At 71.3% G+C, this 23,101-nt stretch carries 21 protein-coding genes; 19 read left to right on the forward strand and 2 right to left on the reverse strand.

Annotated features, from left to right (window positions below; genetic code table 11):
• Positions 1-7: 7 nt before the first annotated feature.
• Positions 8-943: a carbohydrate ABC transporter permease gene (locus tag ACTWP9_RS18855; RefSeq protein ID WP_443247366.1), complete on the reverse strand. Its 936-nt coding sequence runs from the start codon at positions 941-943 to the stop codon at positions 8-10.
• On the reverse strand, positions 940-2,301 hold the full coding sequence (locus ACTWP9_RS18860) for an ABC transporter substrate-binding protein (protein WP_443247367.1): 1,362 nt from the start codon (positions 2,299-2,301) through the stop codon (positions 940-942). The genes ACTWP9_RS18855 and ACTWP9_RS18860 overlap by 4 nt, the downstream gene beginning before the upstream one ends.
• Positions 2,302-2,495: 194 nt before the next feature.
• On the opposite strand from ACTWP9_RS18860, the gene ACTWP9_RS18865 reads away from it, so the two are divergent.
• From ACTWP9_RS18865 to mmsB, 19 genes are all read left to right on the forward strand, one after another.
• Positions 2,496-2,852 carry a PRC-barrel domain-containing protein gene (locus ACTWP9_RS18865; RefSeq protein ID WP_443247496.1) on the forward strand — a complete coding sequence of 119 codons (357 nt, stop codon included), beginning with the start codon at positions 2,496-2,498 and terminating at the stop codon, positions 2,850-2,852.
• A gap of 16 nt (positions 2,853-2,868) precedes the next feature.
• Positions 2,869-3,039, forward strand: a complete 171-nt coding sequence (locus ACTWP9_RS18870) for a hypothetical protein (protein WP_443247368.1) — start codon at positions 2,869-2,871, stop codon at positions 3,037-3,039.
• A 126-nt stretch (positions 3,040-3,165) separates the two neighbouring features.
• Complete coding sequence (locus tag ACTWP9_RS18875; RefSeq protein ID WP_443247369.1) at positions 3,166-4,569, forward strand: extracellular solute-binding protein; 1,404 nt, start codon at positions 3,166-3,168, stop codon at positions 4,567-4,569.
• Positions 4,544-5,572 carry a carbohydrate ABC transporter permease gene (locus ACTWP9_RS18880; protein ID WP_443247370.1) on the forward strand — a complete coding sequence of 343 codons (1,029 nt, stop codon included), beginning with the start codon at positions 4,544-4,546 and terminating at the stop codon, positions 5,570-5,572. Before ACTWP9_RS18875 ends, ACTWP9_RS18880 begins: the two co-directional genes overlap by 26 nt.
• A complete protein-coding gene (locus ACTWP9_RS18885; protein ID WP_443247371.1) occupies positions 5,569-6,405 on the forward strand; it encodes a carbohydrate ABC transporter permease in 837 nt (278 codons plus the stop codon). Before ACTWP9_RS18880 ends, ACTWP9_RS18885 begins: the two co-directional genes overlap by 4 nt.
• Complete coding sequence (locus tag ACTWP9_RS18890) at positions 6,405-7,577, forward strand: ABC transporter ATP-binding protein (RefSeq protein WP_443247372.1); 1,173 nt, start codon at positions 6,405-6,407, stop codon at positions 7,575-7,577. The genes ACTWP9_RS18885 and ACTWP9_RS18890 overlap by 1 nt, the downstream gene beginning before the upstream one ends.
• The gene (locus ACTWP9_RS18895; protein ID WP_443247373.1) at positions 7,574-8,791 is read left to right on the forward strand and encodes a CehA/McbA family metallohydrolase; all 1,218 of its coding nucleotides are present in this window, start codon (positions 7,574-7,576) and stop codon (positions 8,789-8,791) included. Before ACTWP9_RS18890 ends, ACTWP9_RS18895 begins: the two co-directional genes overlap by 4 nt.
• A gap of 33 nt (positions 8,792-8,824) precedes the next feature.
• Positions 8,825-9,733, forward strand: a complete 909-nt coding sequence (locus tag ACTWP9_RS18900; RefSeq protein WP_443247374.1) for a sugar phosphate isomerase/epimerase family protein — start codon at positions 8,825-8,827, stop codon at positions 9,731-9,733.
• A gap of 5 nt (positions 9,734-9,738) precedes the next feature.
• Complete coding sequence (locus tag ACTWP9_RS18905) at positions 9,739-10,929, forward strand: Gfo/Idh/MocA family protein (protein ID WP_443247375.1); 1,191 nt, start codon at positions 9,739-9,741, stop codon at positions 10,927-10,929.
• Complete coding sequence (locus ACTWP9_RS18910) at positions 10,926-13,709, forward strand: glycoside hydrolase family 38 N-terminal domain-containing protein (protein WP_443247376.1); 2,784 nt, start codon at positions 10,926-10,928, stop codon at positions 13,707-13,709. The genes ACTWP9_RS18905 and ACTWP9_RS18910 overlap by 4 nt, the downstream gene beginning before the upstream one ends.
• Positions 13,710-13,912: 203 nt before the next feature.
• On the forward strand, positions 13,913-14,638 hold the full coding sequence (locus ACTWP9_RS18915) for a VOC family protein (protein ID WP_443247377.1): 726 nt from the start codon (positions 13,913-13,915) through the stop codon (positions 14,636-14,638).
• Positions 14,639-14,648: 10 nt separating this feature from the next.
• Entirely contained in the window at positions 14,649-15,044 is a 396-nt protein-coding gene (locus ACTWP9_RS18920) for a DUF2795 domain-containing protein (protein WP_443247378.1), read from the forward strand.
• Positions 15,045-15,268: 224 nt separating this feature from the next.
• Complete coding sequence (locus ACTWP9_RS18925; RefSeq protein ID WP_443247379.1) at positions 15,269-15,649, forward strand: DUF3662 domain-containing protein; 381 nt, start codon at positions 15,269-15,271, stop codon at positions 15,647-15,649.
• A 204-nt stretch (positions 15,650-15,853) separates the two neighbouring features.
• On the forward strand, positions 15,854-17,020 hold the full coding sequence (locus ACTWP9_RS18930) for a mandelate racemase/muconate lactonizing enzyme family protein (RefSeq protein ID WP_443247380.1): 1,167 nt from the start codon (positions 15,854-15,856) through the stop codon (positions 17,018-17,020).
• Positions 17,017-18,042 carry a zinc-dependent alcohol dehydrogenase gene (locus ACTWP9_RS18935; RefSeq protein WP_443247381.1) on the forward strand — a complete coding sequence of 342 codons (1,026 nt, stop codon included), beginning with the start codon at positions 17,017-17,019 and terminating at the stop codon, positions 18,040-18,042. The genes ACTWP9_RS18930 and ACTWP9_RS18935 overlap by 4 nt, the downstream gene beginning before the upstream one ends.
• A 47-nt stretch (positions 18,043-18,089) precedes the next feature.
• Complete coding sequence (locus ACTWP9_RS18940; RefSeq protein ID WP_443247382.1) at positions 18,090-19,064, forward strand: hypothetical protein; 975 nt, start codon at positions 18,090-18,092, stop codon at positions 19,062-19,064.
• A 1-nt stretch (position 19,065) separates the two neighbouring features.
• Positions 19,066-20,184, forward strand: a complete 1,119-nt coding sequence (gene chvE, locus ACTWP9_RS18945) for a multiple monosaccharide ABC transporter substrate-binding protein (RefSeq protein WP_443247383.1) — start codon at positions 19,066-19,068, stop codon at positions 20,182-20,184.
• Between the two features lie 62 nt (positions 20,185-20,246).
• The gene (gene mmsA, locus ACTWP9_RS18950; RefSeq protein ID WP_443247497.1) at positions 20,247-21,782 is read left to right on the forward strand and encodes a multiple monosaccharide ABC transporter ATP-binding protein; all 1,536 of its coding nucleotides are present in this window, start codon (positions 20,247-20,249) and stop codon (positions 21,780-21,782) included.
• Between the two features lie 8 nt (positions 21,783-21,790).
• The gene (gene mmsB, locus ACTWP9_RS18955) at positions 21,791-23,032 is read left to right on the forward strand and encodes a multiple monosaccharide ABC transporter permease (protein ID WP_443247384.1); all 1,242 of its coding nucleotides are present in this window, start codon (positions 21,791-21,793) and stop codon (positions 23,030-23,032) included.
• The last annotated feature ends 69 nt before the right edge of the window (positions 23,033-23,101 follow it).

Here is a 23,101-nt window from a genome sequence, read left to right on the forward strand (position 1 = left end):
CTCGGTGTCATGGCCGTGACCCCTCCGCGCTCTCCTGCTGCCTCGCCAGCCGGTTGACGATGTAGACGATCACCAGGATCAGCAGACTCAGCAGCACTCCGAGCGCCGAGGCCAGGCCCACCTTCCCGTCGGAGAAGGCCAGCCGGTAGACCAGCAGTCCGGGAACGGTCGTCTCCTCGCCCGGCCCGCCGCCGGTGGTGACGTAGACGATGTCGAAGCTGGCGAGCGCGGCCACGGTGGTGACTGTCAGCGCGACGGCCAGCTCGCCGCGCAGCTGGGGGAGAGTGACCGAGACGAACTCCCGTACCGGCCCTGCGCCGTCCAGCCGCGCCGCCTCGTACAGCTGGGGGTCGATCTTCTGCACCCCGCTCAGGAAGAGCATCATGCACAGCCCGCTGAGCACCCATGTGCCCACCAGGCCGACGGCGACCAGCGCCCAGTCGAAGTCCCCCAGCCATGCCCGCGCCCAGCTGCCGAGCCCGATGCCGCCCAGTGTCTCGTTGATCAGCCCGTCGTCCCCGTACAGCCACCGCCAGGTCACACCCACCGCGACCAGCGGCACCACCTGCGGCAGCATGAACAGCAGCCGGTAGACGCCCATTCCGCGGCGGCGGTGCCGGGCCAGCAGTCCCGTCATCGCCAGCCCCGCCAGGATCGGCAGGAAGGCGAAGAAGACGACGAGCACCAGCGCGTTGACCACCGAGCCGCGCAGCGCCGGATCGGCGAACACCTCCCGGTAGTTGTCGAGCCCCACCCAGCTGCCCAGCGTCACCCCGTCCCACTCGAACAGCGACAGATAGGCGGTGTGCAGCGCGGGCAGCACCGCAAAGGCGAGATAGACGGCCAGCGCGGGCAGCACGTACACGTAGCCGCGGTAGTCGCGCCAGGAGCGTGCGCGGCGCGGCACTGTGCGGGAGGCCGAACGCTTCCCGAGCCGCGTCATGATCCGCTCCCGTAGCGCTCCTGCCACACGTCCTGGAGCGAGTCGAGATACGCCTCGGGTGTGGTGCGGCCCGCGATCAGTTTCTGCACCCCGGCGCGGAGCGGGTCGAGCATGTTGGGCGCGGTGAAGTCGGGGAAGTGGTTCATTCCGTTGTCGGCGGTGACCCGCCGGTGGGCCCGCGCCACCTCGCCCAGTACGCCCTCGGGGACGGGCACGGCGCTCTCGTCGGGCGGCAGGAAACCGTTCTCGCTGACGATCTTGGCTGCCTCCGGGGAGCCGAGGAAGTCGAGAAAGGCTCCGGCGGCCTGCGGATGCTTCGTCCGGGAGGAGACCGCGTACGAGACGCTGAACCCGGAGGAGACGGCGCGGGCGCCGGGGCGCTCCCCAGGCATCAGGAAGAAGCCCGCCTTCTTTCCCATCGCCTCGGACAGCTGCCCGGCCGCCCAGTTGCCGTTGACGAGGAAGACGCTTTCGCCCCGGGTGAACTGTGCCGTGGAGTCGGTCTGGGTGGTGCCGTTGGCCGACTCGTCGAAGTACCCCTCGCGGCTCCACTCCACCAGCTTGCGGGTGGCCGCCAGCGTCTGCCGCGTCTCGACGGTGGCCCCGGCGGCGCCCTTGACCCAGTTCCGGTACTTCTTCGGCGGCATCGCGCTGTTGACCAGCGCCGCCCACAGGTGGAGGCCGCCCGAATCGAGCGCGCCGACGCCCAGCGGCGTCATCCCGGCCTTCTTGACGGCGGCCAGCTGCCGGTCGAACTCGGCCAGCGTGCGGGGCGGCCGGGTGACGCCGGCCTTCCGTGCCAGCTCCTTGTTGTAGTAGATCCCCGTCATCGACAGCCCGGCGGGCACCCCGTACAGCTGCCGCCCCGAAGCGGCGCGCCGGCCGGAGCCGGTGAGCTGGTCCAGGCCGGCCGCCGGGAACTTCTTCCGCCAGCCGTACGCGTCCCGGTACGGCGCCAGATCCAGGATGTCGCCCCGCGCGGCGATGTCGTCCATGCCGACGGCGAACTGCGCGAGGTCGGGCGCGGTGTCCGAGGCCATCGTGAGCTTGATGCTCTTCACGTAGTCGGCGAACTGGGTGTACCGCGGCTCGATGCTGATGCGGGGGTGCTTCTTGTGGAACGCCGCGATGAGAGCGTCCACCATCTGGGGTGCGTCGGCGAAGGTGAGCCTCAGGGTGATGTCGCCCTCGCCCTTCGGCACCGCCGTGGACGACGGCACCCTCCTTGGCCGGTCCGGATCGGCGGCGCTGCCCGGTGTCAGGGCGCCACATGCGGTGACCAGCACGGCGAGGAGCGCGGCGCACAGTGTTGCCGCGCGCGTGGTGGTGCGGCGCGTTCCGATACGGCGCCTCCCCATGGTTACCCCCTCTCGGAGCACTCTCTTCCCATCGCGACGGCGCACAACGCCTCGCCGCGCGCGCCCCTTTTCGCCCCCCATCTCTCCCCGCGCCCCTTCGGGGCGCGGCCGTGTGGGCGCACCCGCGGCGTGCTGCCGGGGTGGGAGGGGGTGCGGTGCCACCATGGAAGAGGGCCCCGACGCTGGAGGAAGAGATGTTCGAGCCGGACGACATCCGGGAGTGGCGAGGGCACGACGTGGTGGACGCGGGTGGGAGCAAGATCGGCTCGCTGGAATCGGTGTATGTGGACACCCGTACCGACCAGCCCTCCTTCGCCACGGTGACCGTCGGTATGCCCACCCGGCAACGGCTCGTCTTCGTTCCGCTGGCGGGAGCCACCGTGGGGCCCAAATATCTGAAGGTCCGGTACCCCAAGAGCCGGGTGAAGGGCGCCCCGTCCATCGGAACCGACGATGTGCTGCCGGCCGCTGACGAGCCGTCCGTCTTCGCGCACTACGAGATCGAGTACACCCCGGGTGCGGGCGGCGAGCGCCGCCTCGCGCGCCGCTGAGACACGGGAGGCCGAGATGGCGCTGTTCCTGTTCCTGGTCCTGGTGGCGATCGTGCTGGGGATCTTCGGCTCGGTCGTCGAGGGAATGTTCTACCTGCTGGTCATCGGCATCTTCGTGGCGCTGCTCGGCTTCCTGTACGCGGCCTACCGGATCACGGCCCGCACCAACCGGCGCCACCCGCGCTGAACGGGCCCCACGGCGGGCCGGCGCAAGATTGTGTCCATGATGTAAATGTAAGGACAACAGCTCTTTACGTCATGTGGGCGCCGTGCCAGTCTTCGGGAACGATCTCTGGCGCAAGGAGGGGCCCGGATGGGAGTCATCGCGCGGCGAACCGCGCTGACCGCCGCCGTCCTCGGGGCTGGCTCGGCGGCGCTCGCAGGGTGCGGGAGCCCGCTCGATCCACGCGGGGGCGAGGGCGGGGACGGGGAGAAATCGCTCACCATCGCCACCAACGCCGTCTCGGGCGGCAAGAACGCCGACGAAGCGGACTGGATCACGCAGTGGGTCATACCCCGATTCGTCGAGCGGCAGCGGGCCGAAGGCATCGATGTCCGCGTCCAGTTCCAGCCCAGCGGCGTCGACGACGAGCAGTACAAGACCAAGCTCGCGCTCGACCTCAAGGCCCAGGCGGGCCCCGACATCATGTCGTTGGACGGCATCTGGGTCGGCGAGTTCGCGCAGGCCGAGTACATCAGGCCGCTCCGCGAGGTCGCCGGACCCGGCGCTGCCGACTGGGAGGGCTGGCGGCAGATCGGCGCCAAGGTACGCTCCCTGGCCCGCTTCGAGGGCAAGCTCTACGGCGTTCCGGCAGGGACCGACGCACGCGTGCTCTACTTCCACAAGCCGCTCTTCCGCAAAGCCGGGCTCCCCGCCGACTGGCAGCCGGGCAGCTGGCAGGACATCCTGGATGCCGCCCGCAAGCTGAAGCGGCTGGAGGGCGTCACCCCGCTCCAGATCAACGCGGGCACTGCGATGGGCGAGGCCACCACCATGCAGGGCGTGCTGCCGCTGCTGGCGGGCGCGGGCGGACGGATCGCCAAGGGGGACCGCTGGTACGGCGACACCCCCGAACTCCGCGCGGTGCTCGGCTTCTACCGCGACGTCTACCGGCACGGCCTGGGTGATCCGAAGCTCCAGCAGGAGGCCAAGGGCCGGGACAAGTCCTTCGAGCGGTTCGCGGAGGGCAGGCTCGGCATCCTCGCCGAGGGCGACTACTTCTGGCGGGACGTGATCTCCCCCAAAACCGGCACCGCACCCATGAAGCAGCGTGACAACGATGTCGGTTTTGCGCTGATCCCCGCCCGCGCCCGCCGTGAGGCCATCGGCGGCCGCGACCACGTCAGCCTCTCCGGCGGCGCGGTCCATGTGCTCAACCCCCATACCCGCCACCCCCGGCAGGCGTTCGCGCTGCTCGCCGCGTTGCACTCGGCAGCCGCGCTCAAGGCGCGGCTCGGTGACGCGGCGATGATCACCGAGCGGGACGACGTCAACGACGTGGTCCTGGACAAGGACCCCATGCTCCGCTTCTGCGCGGACAAGGCGATGCCCGTCACCACCTTCCGGCCCCCGCTCGCCGCCTACACCGCCGTGTCCCTCGCGCTCCAGGAGGCGACGGCGCAGGTGGTGGCGGGTCGGAGCCCGGAGAGAGCCGCACAGGCGTACCGCAAGGAGTTGGAGGAGGTGCTCGGTGGCAGCGACCACATCATCGGCTGAGTCCGGCTCCCCGGCGGAACCCCGGGGCCGGGACGGGGACCAGGGGCAGGGCGGAGCAGCAGCAGGCCGGGAACCGGGACACGACGACGCGGCCGGGCTCGGCAGGCGCCGGGCCGCCGGTTTCGTCGCGCCGGCGCTGGTGCTGATCGCCCTCTTCCTCGTCCTGCCCGCCGTCTGGACGCTCTATCTCGGCGCCACCGACTACCGGTTGACCGGCATTCCCGCCATCGACCCCGGCTTCGTCGGGTTCGACAACATCACCAAGGCGCTCGGCGACGACGGGTTCCTGCGCTCGCTGCGGCTCACCCTGGTCTTCGTCCTCGGCTCCGCAGTCATCGGCCAGGCCGGGCTCGGCTTCGCGCTGGCGTGGTGGATGCGGGAGCGTACCGGCTGGCTCAAGACCACCCTCGAAGCGCTGGTCATGCTCGCCTGGATCCTGCCCAGCTCGGTCGTCGCCTTCCTGTGGATCGCCTTCCTGGACCGGGACGGCGGCACCCTCAACGAACTGCTCCGCACGCCCGGCGCGGCCTGGCTGCTGGACCACCCGATGCTGTCGATCGTCGTCTACAACATCTGGCGCGGCAGTGCCTTCTCGATGATGCTCTACAGCGCGGCGCTCGGGAACGTGCCCGCCTCCCATCTGGAGACCGCTCGGCTGGCCGGGGCGAAAGGATGGCAGCAGCTGCGCGACGTCGTCTTCCCGCGTATCCGCGGCCACATCCTGACGAACCTGCTGCTGATCAGCCTGTGGACGTTCAACGACTTCACGCCGTTCCTCATCACTGCCGGCGGCCCGAACGGGCAGACCGAGACGCTGCCCGTCCACATCTACAAGACGGCCCTCGGCAGCGGCGAGCTGGGCTACGGCGCCGCGATCTCCTTCCTGATGCTGCTGATCAACCTGGTGGTGGCGGTGATCTATCTGCGGCTGCTCGGCCAGAAGAAGACATCCCGTTCGGCACGTAAGAGGGCCCGCAGGAGCAGGCAGGAGGAGACGGCGTGAGAACCGGAGCGAACCCCATCCCGGCGCTGCTGCGCGGTGTCGGCGCCTACGTCCTGGTCGCCCTCGCGCTGGCGTTCTTCGCGCTGCCCATGCTGTGGCTGGCCAGCGCCCCCTTCGACAGACATCCGGGCATCACCGCCTCGCTGCCCGACTTCACCCTCGCCAACTTCGAACGGCTGTGGCACAACCCCAACGCCGTCAACTCACTGGCCAGTTCGCTGATCCTGGCCGTCGGCAGTGCCGTCCTCGTCGTCGGTCTCTCCGCGCTCGCCGCCTATGCGCTCAGCCGCGTCCGCATCCGGGGCCGGGACGGACTGCTGTACGCGCTGCTGCTGCTGTCCTCCATCGTCACCGGTACGGCCGCGATGGTGCCGATCTTCCTGCTGGCCGCCGAACTCGACCTGGTCGACTCCTACCTGGGCGTGATCCTCGTGCTCACCGGCGGACTGCTGCCCGCCGCGATCTTCATCCTCAAGGACTTCATGGACACCACACCGCGCTCCTACGAGGAGTCGGCGCGGGTCTTCGGCGCCTCACCGCTGCGCGTCATGAAGGACGTCGTCGTGCCCGTCGTACGGCCGGGACTCGCCACGGTCGGCGTGTGGACGGTCGCCCAGGTGTGGGGCAACTTCCTCATTCCGTTCCTGCTCCTGCGCTCGCCCGACAAGTCACCAGCCGCCGTGGTCATGTACACCTTCTACACCGAGGGCGGCCAGCCCGACCTGGCGCTCATCTCCACCTTTTCGCTGCTCTACTCCCTGCCGGTCGTGCTGATGTTCCTCTTCGTCAGCCGCCGCTACGGCTTCCGCTTCCACGGAGGGATCAAGGCCTGATGGCAGACATCACCCTGAACCGGCTCGCCAAGGTCTACCCCGGCGGTGTGCGGGCCCTGCACGACCTGGACCTGACCGTTCGCGACGGCGAGTTCTTCGCCCTCCTCGGCCCCTCCGGCTGCGGCAAGTCCACTCTGCTGCGCACCATCGCGGGCCTGGAGACCGCCAGCGGCGGCACCGTCCGCATCGGCGACCGCGATGTGACAGCGCTGCAGCCCGGCGAGCGCGATATCGCCATGGTCTTCCAGGACTACGCCCTCTTCCCGCACATGACCGTCGAGGAGAACATCGCCTACCCCCTGAAGATCAAGAAGGTGAGCAGGGCGGAGCGCGCCGCCAAGGCCCGGGAGACCGCCGAGGAGCTCGGCCTGGGCCATCTGTCGGAGCGCAGGCCCGGCCAGCTCTCCGGCGGCCAGCAGCAGCGCGCCGCACTCGCCCGCGCGATGGCCTGCCACCCGCAGGTCTTCCTCTTCGACGAGCCGCTGTCCAACCTGGACGCGCGGATGCGTCTGGAGGCCCGTACCTTCCTCAAGAAGCTCCAGCGGGAACTGGGCGTGACCACCGTCTTCGTGACCCATGACCAGGCCGAGGCGCTGGCCATGGCCGACCGCCTCGCCGTCATGGAGGGCGGCGAACTGCGGCAGGTCGGAACCCCCACCGAGGTCTTCCGCCGCCCCGCCAGCACCTTCGTCGCCTCGTTCATCGGGTCCACGCCGATGAACCTGGTGGACGGCGAGGTCACGGCGGGCGGCGGCGGGGTCCGCGTGGCCGGCGCCGAGCTGCCGATACCCGACGCCGCCTCCGGACTGACCGCGGCGGGGGAGAAGGTCGTCTACGGCATCCGCCCCGAGTACCTGCGGTGGTCAGGCACGGCCGTGGAAGGCGCCGTCGCGGGCACCGTCTCGGTCGTGGAGAACCTGGGCAGCGCCCAGTTGGTCACCCTGGAGTGCGACGGCGAGGTGAGCGTGCAGGTCGTCGTGGACGAGGACCACGAGCCGGAGCCCGGCGGACGCGGGTGGGCCGTACCCCGCAACGACCGGGCGCTGCTGTACCGCGACGGCAACCTCGTCACGGCGCCCGCCGACGCGGGCAGGGCGGACAGGGCGGACAGGGCGGACGGGGCGGACGGGGCGGACGGAGAACCCGACACGGCCCAGGCAGTGCCCTCGTGACCGCACAGGAACAGACGCACCACGGTACGTGGACGATGGAGCACCGCGCCGAAGAGGTACTGCGGGCGCTCCCCGTCGAGGTGCCCGGCGGCACGGGTGCGCTCACCGTCACCCTCGGCTACCCGCGCCACGCCGGAGTGCTCGACCTCGGACTCCTCGGCCCGTACGGGGAGTTCCGCGGCTGGTCCGGCGGCGCACGCGACACCGTCACCGTGACGGAGAGCTGGGCCACCCCCGGCTATCTGCCCGGCCCGGTCGCCCCCGGCAGCTGGCAGATACTGCTCCGGCTGCACCGCATCCCGCCACAGGGGCTGCCGTACGAGGTGCGGGCACGGTTCGACAGCCAGGTGCCCGCCGCACCGTCGAGTCCGGCGCCACGGCCGCCGGCCCCGGCGGACCGCCGACGGCGGCGCACGGTGCCCTCCCTGGGCGGCGCCCAGTGGCTGGCCGGCGACCTGCACGCCCACACGGTGCACAGCGACGGCGCCCTGACCCTCGACGAACTGGCCCACGCCGCAGCCGCCGAGGGCCTCGACTTCCTCGCCGTCACCGACCACAACACCGTCAGCCATCACCCCCGGCTCGCGGCCGTCGGCAGCCGTCAGGGCATCCGCCTGCTCCCCGGGCAGGAGGTCACCACCGACCTCGGACACGCCAATGTCTTCGGCGACACCGGGTGGATCGACTTCCGGCGCCCCGCCGGGGACTGGCTGGCCCAGACCGACGCCGCGGGCGGTGTGCTGTCCGTCAACCACCCGCTGGCCGACGACTGCGCCTGGCAACTCCCCTTCGCCGGGCGGCGGCCCCGGCACGCCGAGCTGTGGCACCACACCTGGAAGGACCGGCGGCACGGGGCACCGCTCGCCTGGGCGCGGGCCTGGCGGGACGACGTGATCCCACTGGGCGGCAGCGACTTCCACCGGCCCCAGCAGGGCCGCCCCCTCGGCGCGCCCACCACCTGGGTGCTGTGCGCGGACGGCGATGTCCTCGGCGGGCTCGCCGCGGGCCGCACCGCCGTCTCGGCCGCCCCCGACGCGGCCGTGCTGCTGCGCTACGGAGACGAACTGCTCGCCCTCGATGCGGACGGCACCGTACTGGTGCGGCCCGGCGGAGCACGGACGGTCGTACGCGGCGACGCCGTGCGGCTCCCCGCCCGGGAGGGAATGCACCGACTGGAGACCCACACATGCGAGGTCGTGGCCCTCTGCGCCTGACCCCCTGTGCGGGCCACCCACCGAAAGGAACACATGCACGTCCGCCTCGCCAACGCGCCCGTCTCGTACGGGATATACAGCCCCGAGAACGCCCCGCTGCCTCCCGACGAACTGCTCGGCACGTTCCGGGAGCAGGGCTACCAGGGGACGGACAGCGGCCCTCTCGGCTATCTCGGCGAGGGCGAAGCCCTCACCCGCCGCCTGGCCCGGCACGGGCTCGGTCTCGCGGGCGGCTGGGCCGACCTGCGCTACGGCGGCGAGGCCCACGCGTTCGCCGCGGACCTGCGCTTCCTCGACCACACGCTGGACGTCTTCACCTCCGTCCCCGTGGACGACGAGCTGTTCGCCCCGCGCCCCACCCTCGCCTGCCCCGCGGACCCGAAGCGCTTCGCTGCGCCCGGCGCGCCGGTGGATCCGGGCCTGCAACTGGCCGACGGGGAGTGGGAAGCGTTCGCCGCCGATGTGCAGCGAGCCGCGGACCGGTGCCGGGAGCGCGGGCTGGAGCCGGCCTTCCACCACCACTTGGGGACCGCCGTCGAGACCCCGGAGGAGACCCGCCGGCTGCTGTCCCTCACCGACATCTCCCTCTGTCTGGACACCGGGCACTGGTGGCTGGCGGGGGGTGACCCGGTGGCCGCCGTCGCCGAGTTCGGGCCGCGCATCCGCCAGGTGCACCTCAAGGACGCCGACCGCGCGGCGCACGCACGGGCGCGCAACGCGGGCGGGGACCTGTGGACCGTCGTCGCCGAGGGCGGCTTCCGCGCCCTGGGGGAGGGCGACCTCGACTTCGCGGCCGTGCTGACGGCTCTCCGCGACGCGGAGTACACCGGCTGGCTCGTCGTCGAACAGGACGCCCCGCCCGCACCCTCCGTCCGGGACCTGGACCGCATCACCGCCGACCAGCGAGCCAATCGCGAACTGCTCCGTGAGAAAGGGCTGTAACGACCATGACCGCCGCCACCCCCACGCACCCACGGCCGGAGACCCGGCTGCGGGTCGCCGTCGCCGGGCTCGGGGCCATCGCCCGTACCGCGCATCTGCCGCTGCTGGAGCGGCGCCGCGAACTGTTCGAGATCACGGCGCTGTGCGATCTGTCCCCGGGCGCCCTCGCGGAGTTGGGCGCCCGGTACGGCGTGCCGCCGCAGCACCGGCACACCAGCACGGAGGCGCTGCTGGCGCAGGGCGGCTTCGACGCCGTACTGCTGCTGACGTCCGGCTCGCACGGCCCGGCCGCCGAGGCCGCGCTGCGCGCCGGGTACGCCGTGCTGTGCGAGAAGCCGCTCGCCTTCACCCGGGCCGAGGCCGCCCGAATCGCGGAGGCCGAGCGCGCACAGCAGCGCGGGCCGCGGCTGATGGTCGGGTACATGAAGCAGTACGACCCGGCGACGCGCCGGCTGGCGACCCTGCTCGCCGAGGCGGGCGGGCCCTCCCGTATCCGGTCCGCCGAGGTGTGCGTCCTGCATCCCACCGGCCCTGACCAGCTCGCCTTCGCCCAACTGCCCGCCCCCTACGACGACCTGGATGCCGGGGCACTGGCCGCGCTCAAGGCGCACGACGAGGCACTGACGAACGCCGCGCTCGGCAGCGGCGCCACCGAGGCGATGCGCTCGCTCTACCACATCGTCACCGGCTCCATCAGCCACGACCTGTCGCTGCTGCGGACGGCCGTCGGCGCCCCGGAGAGCGTCGAGTTCGCCGCGATGTGGGGGGCCTCCGCCGAGGGGCCCGGCTCGGTCGAGCTGTCGGGAGCGCTTCCGGGCGGGGCGCGGTACGCAATCCGCTGGCACTTCCTGCCGGGACACGCCGCCTACCGCGAGACCTTCGCCGTCCACCACGAGGGCGGAACCCTGGAACTGGCCTTCCCCTCCCCGTACTTGATGAATGCGCCGACGGTACTCACCGAGACGTCGAGCGGCCCGGGACAGGGCCCGCACGCCGAGCGGCGCGCCGAATACCGGTCGGTGATCGAGGCGTTCGAGGAGGAGCTGGTCGCCTTCCACACCATGGTCACCGCCGGCACCCCGCCCCGCACCGGGGTCGACGGCGCCACCGAGGACCTGATCACAGCGCAGCGCGCCGTCGCGGCATACGCGGCCTGCCACCAGCTCCCCTGCGACGGAGAGGCAGCATCCGTATGAGTGCCCCGGACACGGCTCGGCAGCACGCCGACGAGCTCGTCATCGTGCCGCACACCCACTGGGACCGCGAGTGGTATCTGCCCTTCCAGCAGTTCCGTCTCCAGCTGATCGGGCTGCTGGACGAGGTGCTGGAGCGGATGGAGAACGACCCCCGCCAGCGCTTCACCCTCGACGGGCAGGCCGTCGCGGTGGACGACTATCTGGAGGTCAGGCCCGAGCAGCGGGAGCGGCTGACCGCGCTGGTGAAGGCCGGTCGGCTCGCCGTGGGCCCGTGGCAGATCCTGCTGGACGAGTTCCTGTGCTCCGGCGAGAACATCGTCCGCAACCTGGAGTTGGGCCTGCGCCGCAGCAAGGAGATGGGCGGTTCGCTGCCCGTCGGCTATCTCCCCGACATGTTCGGGCACTGCGCACAGATGCCGCAGATCCTGCGCGGCGCCGGTCTCGAACACGCCTGTGTATGGCGTGGGGTCCCGGCCGCCGTGGACAGCCACGTCTTCGCCTGGACCGCGCCCGACGGCACGGCGATCCGCACCGAGTACCTGGCAGCGGGCGGGTACGGCAGCGCCGCGGGGCTGTTCGATGCCACCGGCGACCCCGAGCAGGTCGCCGAGCGGGCCCGCGCCGTCGCGGCCAAGCTGCGCCCGTGGCGCCCGGACGGCTCCCCGATGCTGGCGATGTACGGCTCCGACCACACCGCGCCCGCCGCCGACCTCGCCGAGCTGCTGGAGCGCCACAACGCGCGGTACGCCGCGGAGGGCGGGGTGCGGCTGCGGCTGGCGACCATGGCCGAATACTTCGCCGAGCAGCCCACCGATGTCGCGGGGCTGCGCGCCGTACACGGCGAGCTCCGCAGCCACGCGCGGGCCAACATCCTGCCCGGCGTCTTCTCGGTGCGTGCCCCGCTCAAGCAGGCCATGGCCCGCGCGGAGCGCGCCGTGGAGCGGTACGCCGAACCGCTGGCCGCGCTCTGGTTCGACGGCTCGGCCCGGCGCTTCCTGGACATGGCCTGGCACCGCCTCATCGAGGTCTCCTGCCACGACTCGGTCACCGGCTGCGGCTGCGACGAGACGGCGCAGCAGGTCGCGGCCCGGATCGCCGAGGCCGAGCAACTGGGCCTGGCCGTACGGGACATGGTCGGCAAACAGCTTGCCGCGCACGTCCCGCACGACGCGTATCTGCTGCTCAACCCGACGCCTGCGCCGCGTACCGACCTGGTGGAGCTGGACGTTGCGGGGGACGGCCCGGTCCATCTCGTCGCGGCGGACGGCACCGTCTTCCCGGCGCAGCAGACCGCCACGGCCCCCCGGCTGCTGGCCGACGACACCGTGCCCGCCGACCGGCTGCCCATCGTGCTGGCCCGGGTGCACGGCAGCGAACTGTACGGCCAGGAGATCACCGCCTGGCGCGTCGAGCCCGCAGAGCGGCTGCTGCACTTCACCGTCGCCCGGAAGAGCGAGCTGCCCTTCGACATCGCCGAGGTCGCCTCCGCGCTGGCCGAGGCCGAGGACACCGGAGGCGACGGCGGCGACTGGCGGGTGGTCATCGAGGCGGAGCCACGGCAGCGGGTCGCCGCGCTGGTGTCCGCGCCGGCGCTGGGCCACACCGCCGTGCGCGGGGTCGCGGGCGGAGCCGCGCCCGAGCCCGCGAACCCGGTCCGCACCTGGGATGGCGCGCTCGCCAACGGTCTGCTCACCGCGGAGTTCGCCGAGGACGGCACCTTCGCCGTACGGACAGCGGACGGGGTCGAACTGACCGGCGTCGGCCGGGTGGTGGACGGCGGCGATCTCGGCGACACCTACAACTACGCCCCGCCGGCCCACGACGTGCTGGTCGACCGGCCCACCGAGGTCACCGTCCGTCGTGTCGCCGACGGCCCGCTGACCGGCGCGTACGAGATCGAACGCCGCTACGCCTGGCCGGCGGCCGGTGATTTCGCCGCGGACGGGCGTACCACCGGCACCGAGCCGACGACGGTGACCACGCGCGTGGAGCTGCGCGCAGGTGAACGGTTCCTACGGCTGGCCGTCTCGTTCGACAACCGCAGCGACGACCACCGCGTACGGCTGCACGTGCCGCTGCCCCGGCGTGCCGATGTCTCGCACGGGGAGGGCCAGTTCGCCGTCGTCGAGCGGGGCCTGACGGCGGAGGGCGGCTTCGGTGAGGAGCCGGTGCCGACGTTCCCCGCCTCCGCCTTCGTCGCGGCCGGTGGTGCGGCGGTGCTGCTGGAGCACGCCACCGAGTACGAACTGGTCGCGGACGGCGGTGAGTTGGCGCTGACGCTGCTGCGGCCCACCGGCCGGATGTCCCGCAACCGTCATGTGTGGCGCGACGAGCCCGCGGGTGGCGAGTTCGACACCCCGCAGGCCCAGTGCCGCGGGCTGCGTACGGTGACCTTCGGGCTGCTGCCGTACCCGGGGGAGTGGCACGAGGCAGGGGCGCACACCGCCGCCGAGTCCTTCCGGCACCCGTTCGCAGCGCTGCACGGCACCGCATCCGCCGCCACGCCGCTGCCCGAAGCGTCCGAGGGGCTGTCCGTGACGGGCGCGGGTGTCGTCCTCAGCTCGGTGCGGGAGCGCGAGGGGCGGTTGGAGGTCCGCGTCGTCGCACAGACACCGCAACCGGCGACCGCCCGGCTGGCGCTCCCGGGGCTGCGGGCCGCCGTACGGTGCGATCTGCTCGGCCGGCCGCTGGAGCAGGGCGAGCCGCCGGCGGTGGCGGACGGCGCCGCCGCGGTGCGGCTGCGGCCCTGGGAGATCGCCACCTTCCGGCTGGAGCGCTAGCGCTTCTGGAATCGAAGCCCCAGTCCTTAGCCGGGCCCGGGTCCTGGTTGGTGGCGCCGCGGCCGGGGCGGAGCCCGGGGGCTGCTGTCCGATATGCCTGCTCTGCTCTGCTATGTACCCTGAGTGGAGCACGCACGATGCCCTCGCGGCGGGAAGGCGGACACATGGCTTCGGTCGGCGGAGTGCCCTGCTGGGTGAGCCTGATGACCCCCGATCAACGGGCCGCCGAAGAGTTCTACGGACCGGTGCTGAGCTGGACGTTCGTGTCCTCGGACGCCGGCCCCGACGCGCGGATCGCCACGGTGGACGGCCAGCCCGTGGCCGGAGTCAACCAGCTGACCGCGGGCGCAGGCCCCGAGGCCGAGCGCTGGACCGTGTACTTCCAGGTCGAGGACGCCGACGTGGTCGCGGAGCGCATCTCCGAGCGGGGTGCGACCGTGGCGGTCGGCCCGCTCCGGGCCGGCGGCGGCCGTGCCGTCATCGCGGCCGACCAGTGGGGGGCGCCGTTCGGGCTGTGGCAGGGCGACGGCCCCGCCTCCTGGTGGGTCGGCTCCGGCCCGGCGCCCGCCTGGCTCCAGCTGCACACCTCCGACGCCTTTGCCGCGGCGGTCTTCTACGGCGAGATCTTCGACTGGATGGGGGACCCCAGCCACGGGGTCACCTATGAGGAGCAGTACGACGAGATCGTCGTACGGGTCGACGGTCACCCGGTGGCCGGGCTGCGCGGAGGTGCGCTGGAGGCGCCGCCCGATCCGGCCATCCGGCCGCGATGGGAGCCGTACTTCCGGGTACCCGATCTGGACGTGGCGGTCAGCGCGGTGGAACGGGAGGGCGGCGCGGTCGCCTCCCCGCCCCGAACGGGCCCTCTGGGACGCACGGCAACGCTCCGTGACCCCAAGGGAGCCTCCTTCTGTCTGCTCAGTACGTAAGGAGCACACCATGCAGGAGAACGACAAGACCGGCCCCATCCAGGACGACGAGGCCAAGAAGCGGCTGCGCGGAGATCTGCGCTCCAACCGCGAGGAGGCGCGGGAGATGGAACCCTCGGGCGAGGACCAGCCCGAGCCGTTCCGGGACCCGCAGGCCCTGCGGACCGGCGGCACCCCCGCCGGGATGACCCCTCGCGACGTCGAGCTGCGCTCCGAGATCGCGCAGTACCTGGGCCGCCATCTGTACCCGACCGGGCGCCAGGAGGTGCTGGACGCGCTGCGTGCCGAGCACGCTCCGGACCGGCTCGTGGACATGGCCGAGGGTCTTCCCGCGGACGCCCGCTTCAGCAATGTGCAGGAGCTGGCGCAGGCTCTCGGGCTGCACACCGAGTCCCGCCGCGGTTGAGCCTGTCGGCTCGCGGGGGACGTTGTTGTTGTGGTGAGCGTTCATGCTTCCTCAGCCTCCGGCCGGGAGGTGCCCCCACTCTCGCCGTCGTGGTCGCTCGGCGTTCCGGCGGGCAGAGGTGTGGGGGTCCGCCTCCACGCCCCCGGTCGGCTGGGGCAGTCCCGCCTCCTGACACCACCCGATCGGGGGGACATGCTTGCCGTGGGAGGGGGAAACGGGGAGCGATGACGTTCTTCCATGACCTCGAATCCAGGATGGAGCGCCTCTCCGGCTCCCTGTGGCGGCTGTTCCCCCGCCGTACCGAAGAGCCGGTGGAGGTGCTCGGGGTGCTGCGCCGCGAGTGCGACGCGAAGGCGGTGATCGTGGGCCGGGACCGGACCGTGGTGCCCAACGCCTATGAGCTGGAGCTCCCGGCCGAGAGCTATGCCCGGCTGGCGGGCGAGGCCGGAGCGGTCGGCGAGCGGCTGGCGTCCGAGGTGCGACGGCACGCCGCCGAACGGCACTTCAGCTTCGCGGGCCCGGTCGCGGTCCGGCTGCGGCCCCCGCGCGACGGCCAGGATCTACACCGTTACCGCGTCCACAGCAGCATCACCCCCCGCCCCTGACCCCGGACGACGGGAGTCCTTGAGCATGGGCGACGGGATTCCCCCGACAGCGGGCAACAAGCTCGATCAGTGCCGAGCAACAAGCCGCACAGAAAAGCGCGTCCCGGGCATTGACACCCCTCCTGGGCCTCCTTAGTGTCGCCATCGCTATTTCGAACGTGTGACGAAATATCGAACGGCGAACAGACTTCACAGGAGCGGCTCGTGCGCATCACCGGTATCAGCACCCACGTGGTCGGGACGCCTTGGCGGAACCTGACCTACGTCCAGGTTCACACCGACGAAGGACTCACGGGCGTCGGAGAGACCCGGATGCTGGGCCACACCGATGCGCTGCTCGGCTATCTGCGGGAGGCGGAGGCCAATCACATCGCCGGCTCCGACCCGTTCCGTACCGAGGACCTGGTACGCCGGATGAAGTACGGCGACTACGGGCGCGCCGGCGAGATCGTGATGTCCGGCATCGCCTGCGTCGAAATGGCCTGCTGGGACATCAAAGGGAAGGCGCTGGGCGTACCCGTCTGGCAGCTGCTGGGCGGCAATGTAACCGACACCGTCAAGGCGTACGCCAACGGCTGGTACACCACCGAGCGCACCCCCGAGGCGTACCACCAGGCCGCCAAGGACGTCATGGCGCGCGGCTACCGCGCCCTGAAGATCGACCCGTTCGGCACCGGCCACCTGGAGCTCTCCCACGAGGACACCCGCTACGCGGTCTCCCTCATCGAGGCCGTGCGCGACGCCATCGGCCCGGAGGCGGAGCTGATGCTGGAGATGCACGGCCGCTTCGCGCCCGCCACCGCCGTCCGGCTGGCCCACGAGATGGCGCCGTTCCGGCCGGCCTGGCTGGAGGAGCCGGTGCCGCCGGAGAACCTCAAGGCCCTCGCCAAGGTCGCCGACAAGGTGGACATCCCGGTGGCGACGGGGGAGCGCATCCACGACCGGATCGAGTTCCGGGAGCTGTTCGAGAGCCAGGCCGCCGACATCCTCCAGCCCGACCTCGGGCACCTCGGCGGCATCGCCGAGACCCGCAAGCTGGCGGCCACCGCCGAGACCCACTACATGCTCGTCGCCCCGCACAACGTCGGCGGCCCCGTACTGACCGCCGCCAGCCTCCAGGTGGGCTTCGCCACGCCCAACTTCAAGGTGCTGGAGCACTTCAACGACTTCGCCGACGCCGAGATCAAGAAGGTCGTCAAGGGCGCGCCCCAGGTCGACCCCGAGACCGGCTGCTTCACCCTCTCCCAAGCCCCCGGGCTGGGCGTCGAGCTGGACACCGAAGCGGCGGCCGAATTCCCCCAGCAGCGCGCCCGCTTCGACCTGTGGGCCGAGGGCTGGGAGACCCGCAACCCCGACGGCGGCGACCGGTGAACGCCGCACAGAGCGAGGGCCTCGCCGTCGTCCTGGACGCGCCCGGCGCCGCCCGCCTCGTCCCGCACACCCCGCGCCCGCCGGGCCCGGGAGAGGCGCTGGTGCGGGTGCACGCGGCCGGGATCTGCGGCAGCGACCGGGAGCTGTACCAGGGCAACCGCCCGGCGCCGTACGCGCGCTACCCCGTCACGCCCGGCCACGAGTGGTCGGGCACGGTCGCCGACACCGGCGAAGGGGTCCCCGAGGGGCTGGTGGGCCGCAAGGTGGTGGGGGAGGGATTCCGCAACTGCCAGGTGTGCGAACGCTGCCATGTCGGCGACACCACGCTGTGCACCGCCGGATACGCCGAGACCGGATTCACCGAGCCCGGCGCCATGGCGCCCACCCTCACCCTCCCGGCCCGGCTGCTGCATCCGCTGCCCGACGACGCCGATCTGACCGCCGCCGCGCTGCTGGAGCCCGCCGCCTGTGTCGCGGCTGCCGCGCTGCGGGCCCGGGTGCGGCCCGGTGACCGGGTGGCCGTCGTCGGTGACGGCACGCTGGGGATGCTCGCCGCCCGGCTGCTGGGCCTGGGCTCCCCCGCGGAGCTGCTGCTGGTCGGGGCGCGCCCGGAACGCGCGGCGCTGGCCGCCGGGTTCGGCGCCACCGACTACCGCCACCACCGGGAGACCGAAGGGCTCGGCGGCTACGACACCGTCGTCGAGGCAGCGGGCGCGCCCGGAGCGGCCCGGCAGGCGGCCGGACTGCTGCGGCGCGGCGGACGGCTGGTGCTGACCGGCATCCCGCCCGCCGGAACCGAAGAGCTCGACCCGGCCGCGCTCGTGCTCGGCCAACTGCGGGTGGAGACCGTCTTCGGTGCCCCGCCCGCCGCCTGGGCGCATGCAGTGCGCACCTTCGCCTCCGGGCTGCTGGACCCGCTGCCGCTGGTCACCCACCGGCTGCCGCTGTCCGAGTTCGAGAAGGCCGTCTCCCTGGTCGCCGACGGCGATCCCGCCGTCGGCAAGGTGCTGCTGCACCCCTGACCCCCCCCGCATCCCGCCCGGCCTCCGCCCCGTACCGAAGGAGCCCTGTGACCACCAGCACCACCCCCCGCCTCCCCGGCGAACCAGCGCTCGGAGCGCTGGGCCTGGCCGTACCCCGGCCCGAGCCCGCCGACGGCTCAGCGCACACCTTCCCCGACGGGGGCCTGTGGCGCACCGAGGTGCCCTCCTGCGAGGGACCCGAGGCGCTGGCCGTCGTCCTCAAGGAGTCCGCGCGGCTCGACGTACCGCTGCACCGGATCAGCCAGGGCAGCGGCATCTGGATGCTCACCGACGCCGAGATCACCGAGATGGTCGAGGCGTGTGCCGAACGGGACATCGAACTGTGCCTGTTCACCGGCCCGCGCGGTACCTGGGACACCGGCGCCGCCACCCGCACCGACTCCGGCGGGGCCGGGCTGCGGGCGCGCGGCCACAGCGCGCTCGCCGGCTGCGTCGAGGACGCGGTACGCGCCACCGAACTGGGGGTGCGCTGCCTGCTCGTCGCCGACGAGGGCGTGCTGTGGACCCTGCACCGGGCACGCGCCACCGGCATCCTGCCCGCGGAGACCACGCTGAAGGTGTCCGCGCTGATCGGCCCGGTCAACCCCGCCTCGTACGCCGTCTACGAGCGGCTCGGCGCCGACTCGCTGAACGTGCCCAGCGATCTGACGCTCGACCACCTCACCGAGATCCGGCGGGTCAGCGCAGCGCCCATGGACATGTACATCGAGGCGCCCGACGACCTCGGCGGCTATGTGCGGATGTACGAGCTGGCCGAACTGATCCGGCGCGGCGCCCCGCTCTATCTGAAGTTCGGGCTGGCCAAGGCCCCCGGCATCTACCCCTCCGGGCGGCACATGCGCGACACCGTGCTGGACACAGCGCGTGAACGGGTACGCCGCGGCCGGCTCGCCCTGGACCTGCTGGCCCGGCACGGCGGCGAGGGCGGTATGTCCCCGCTCGGCTCCCGGCTGCCGGGCCCGCTGCACCGCTTCGAGCACACCGAGCCTGAAGGGAACTGACATGCGCACCCGCAGATGCCGTATCGCCGCGTCGGCGGTGCTGGCCGCCGCGCTCCTCGCCGGGCTGACCTCCTGCGGCCAGGAGGCCCGCGGCGGCAGCCGATACCAGCCCGACAAGGGCAAGGGCGGGACCATCGGCCTGGCCATGCCCACCAAGTCGTCCGAGCGGTGGATAGCCGACGGCAAGAACATGGCCGAACAATTCCAGAAGGCCGGGTACAAGACCGACCTCCAGTACGGAGACGACAAGGTCGAGAACCAGGTTGCCCAGCTCGAGAACATGATCACCAAGGGGCACCGGCTGCTGGTCATCGCCGCCATCGACGGCTCGGCCCTCACCGACGTACTCAAGCAGGCCGCCGACGCGAACATCCCCGTCATCTCCTACGACAGGCTCATCCTCGGCACCAAGAACGTCGACTACTACGCCTCCTTCGACAACGAGCGCGTCGGCGAACTCCAGGGCCAGTACATCCTCGACCGGCTCAAGCTGAAGAAGCCGGACAAAGACGCTGACAAGAGCTACAACATCGAGCTGTTCGCGGGCTCGCCCGACGACAACAACACCAAGTACTTCTGGAACGGCGCGATGAAGAAGCTCAAGCCGTATCTGAAGTCCGGCCAGCTCGTCGTGCGCAGCAAGCAGACGAAGATGAACCAGGGCTACACCCCCGCTTGGAACGGCGGTGTGGCGCAGAAGCGCATGGACGACCTGATCAGCAAGAGCTACGGCAGCGAGGACGTGGACGCCGTCCTCTCCCCGTACGACGGGATGTCCATCGGCATCATCTCCGCGCTCAAGAGCGCCGGTTACGACACCAAGGAGCATCCGCTGCCCGTCGTCACCGGGCAGGACGCCGAGCTGGCCTCCGTCAAATCCATCGTCGCCGGCAACCAGACCCAGACCGTCTTCAAGGACACCCGCAAGCTCGCCAAACAGGCCGTCCAGATGGGCGATGCCGTCCTCACCGGCAAGAAGGTCCGGGTCAACAACACCACCGACTACGACAACGGCAAGAAGGTCGTCCCCGCCTACCTCCTCAAGCCGGTCTCCGTCGACAAGAAGAACACCCAGCTCCTCGTCGACGAGGGCTACTTCACCAAGGGGCAGCTCAAGTGAGCCCGGCAGCAGAAGCGGTGGCCGACGCCGTGCCCGACAGCGAGGAACGCCCGGTCCTCCAGATGCGGGGCATCACCAAAACCTTCCCCGGCGTCAAGGCGCTCAGCGACGTCAATCTGGCCGTGCGCTCCGGTGAGATCCATGCGGTCTGCGGCGAGAACGGCGCGGGCAAGTCGACGCTGATGAAGGTGCTCAGCGGCGTCCACCCGCACGGCAGTTACGAGGGCGAGATCCTCTTCCAGGGCGAGCCGGTGGCCTTCAAGGACATCCGCGCCAGCGAACAGCGCGGCATCGTCATCATCCACCAGGAGCTGGCGCTGGTGCCGTTCCTGTCCATCGCCGAGAACATCTTCCTCGGCAACGAGCAGCGCAGCGGCACCCGCGGGCTCGTGGACTGGAACGCCACCATGCAGCGGGCGACCGAACTGCTGCGCCGGGTGGGGCTGCGGGAGAACCCGCAGACCCCCGTCGCCGACATCGGCGTCGGCAAACAGCAGCTGGTGGAGATCGCCAAGGCACTGTCCAAAGAGGTGAAGCTGCTCATCCTGGACGAGCCCACGGCGGCGCTCAACGACGAGGACAGCGCAACCCTCCTGGACCTCATCCTGGAGCTGCGCGAGCAGGGCATCGCCAGCATCGTCATCTCGCACAAGCTGGGCGAGATCCGCCGCATCGCCGACACCGTCACCATCCTGCGCGACGGCCGCACCATCGAGACGCTGACCGTACGCGAACACCCGGGCGACAGCCCCGAGTTGTCCGAGGACCGCATCATCCGTGGCATGGTCGGCCGCGACCTCGACCATCGTTTCCCCGACCGCACCCCCTACGAGGGCGAGCACAGCACAGCCCTGGAGGTGTCCGGCTGGACGGTGCGGCACCCCGTCGACCAGCAGCGCAAGGTCGTCGACGACGCCTCGCTGACCGTGCGCCGCGGCGAGATCGTGGGCATCGCCGGGCTGATGGGCGCGGGCCGTACCGAGCTGGCCATGTCCGTCTTCGGCCGCTCCTACGGGCGCTACGAGTCCGGCACCGTGCGGGTGGACGGGCGCGAGGTACGCACCAAGACGGTGCCGGCGGCGATCGAGGCGGGCATCGCCTATGTCACCGAGGACCGCAAGCAGTACGGGCTCAACCTGCTCGACACCATCAACCGCAACATCTCACTGGCGTCGCTGTCCGGCATGGCGCGGCGCGGTGTCGTCGACGAGCACCACGAGAGCTCCGTCGCCGAGCGCTACCGCAAGTCCATGAACATCAAGGCCCCCACCGTCCACGAGCAGACCGGCCGGCTCTCCGGCGGCAACCAGCAGAAGGTCGTGCTCAGCAAGTGGATCCACGCCGATCCCGAGGTGCTGATCCTCGACGAGCCGACCCGGGGCATCGACGTGGGCGCCAAGTACGAGATCTACACCGTTATCGACGAACTCGCCGCGCAGGGGAAAGCCGTGCTCTTCATCTCCTCCGAGTTGCCCGAGCTGCTGGGGATGTGCGACCGCATCTACACCATGGCCGAGGGCCGCCTCACCGCAGAGATCGACCGTGCGGACGCCACCCAGGAAGTCCTGATGCGCCACATGACCCGGAACAGAAGCTGAGGCCCGCCATGACCACCACGACCAAGCCCAACACTCCGCCCGAGGACGCGCCGCCACCCGTGCAGGCCGCCGTACGGTCGGCGGGAGCCGTGCTGCTGGAGAACATGCGCGGCCATATGCGCCAGTACGGCATGCTCACGGCGCTCGTCTTCATCATCGTGCTGTTCCAGATCTGGACCGAAGGCACGCTGCTGCTGCCGAACAACGTCTCCAACCTGATCCAGCAGAACGGCTACATCCTCATTCTGGCCATGGGCATGATGATCGTCATCATCGCCGGGCATATCGACCTGTCCGTCGGCTCACTGGTGGCCTTCGTCGGCGCCATGTCGGCCGTGATGATGGTCAAACACGATATGCCCTGGGTGGCGGCGCTGGTGCTGTCCCTGCTGATCGGCGCGGTCGCCGGGGCCTGGCAGGGCTTCTTCATCGCCTACGTCGGTATCCCGTCGTTCATCGTGACGCTCGCCGGAATGCTGCTCTTCCGGGGCCTGACGCAGATCGTCCTGGAGGGCCAGTCCCTCTCGCCCTTCCCGGAGGGCTTCCAGAACCTCGCCAAGGGCTTCATCCCCGAGATGGGCCCCTACACCCAGTACCACAATCCCACGCTGCTGATCGGCCTCGTCGCGCTCGTCTTCCTGCTGCTGCGCGAACACCGGGACCGCAAGCGGCAGCTGACGTACGAGCTGGACGTGCTGCCCACCGGGCTGTGGGTCGCCAAGTGTGTGGCCCTCTCGGCCGCGGTCATCGCCTTCACCCTGACGCTCGCCAGCTTCCATGGCATACCCGTCGTCATGCTGGTGATGGGCGCACTGCTCATCGGGCTCGGCTACGTCATGCGCAACGCCGTCATCGGCCGTCACGTCTACGCGCTCGGCGGCAACAAGGCTGCCGCCAAGCTCTCCGGCGTCAAGGATCAGCGGGTCACCTTCCTGGTCTTCGTCAACATGGGCATCCTCGCCGCGCTCGCCGGCTGCGTCTATGCCGCCCGGCTCAACGCGGGCACCCCGCAGGCGGGCCTCAACTTCGAACTGGAAGCCATCGCCGCCTCGTTCATCGGCGGCGCCTCGATGAGCGGCGGCGTCGGAACCGTAATGGGTGCCGTCATCGGCGGCCTCGTCCTCGGCGTCCTCAACAACGGTATGTCCCTCGTCGGCATCGGCACCGACTACCAGCAGGTCATCAAGGGCCTGGTGCTGCTGGCCGCCGTCGGGTTCGACGTCTGGAACAAGCGCAAGGCCGGTCGCTGACCGGCAGTTCTCCCGCTTCAGGGGCGGCCCTCACACCCCCGGCTTTCGCCGGGGAGGGGCTGCCCCGGG

This window comes from Streptomyces sp. 3N207 (genome assembly GCF_052246355.1).
GTDB lineage: Bacteria > Actinomycetota > Actinomycetes > Streptomycetales > Streptomycetaceae > Streptomyces.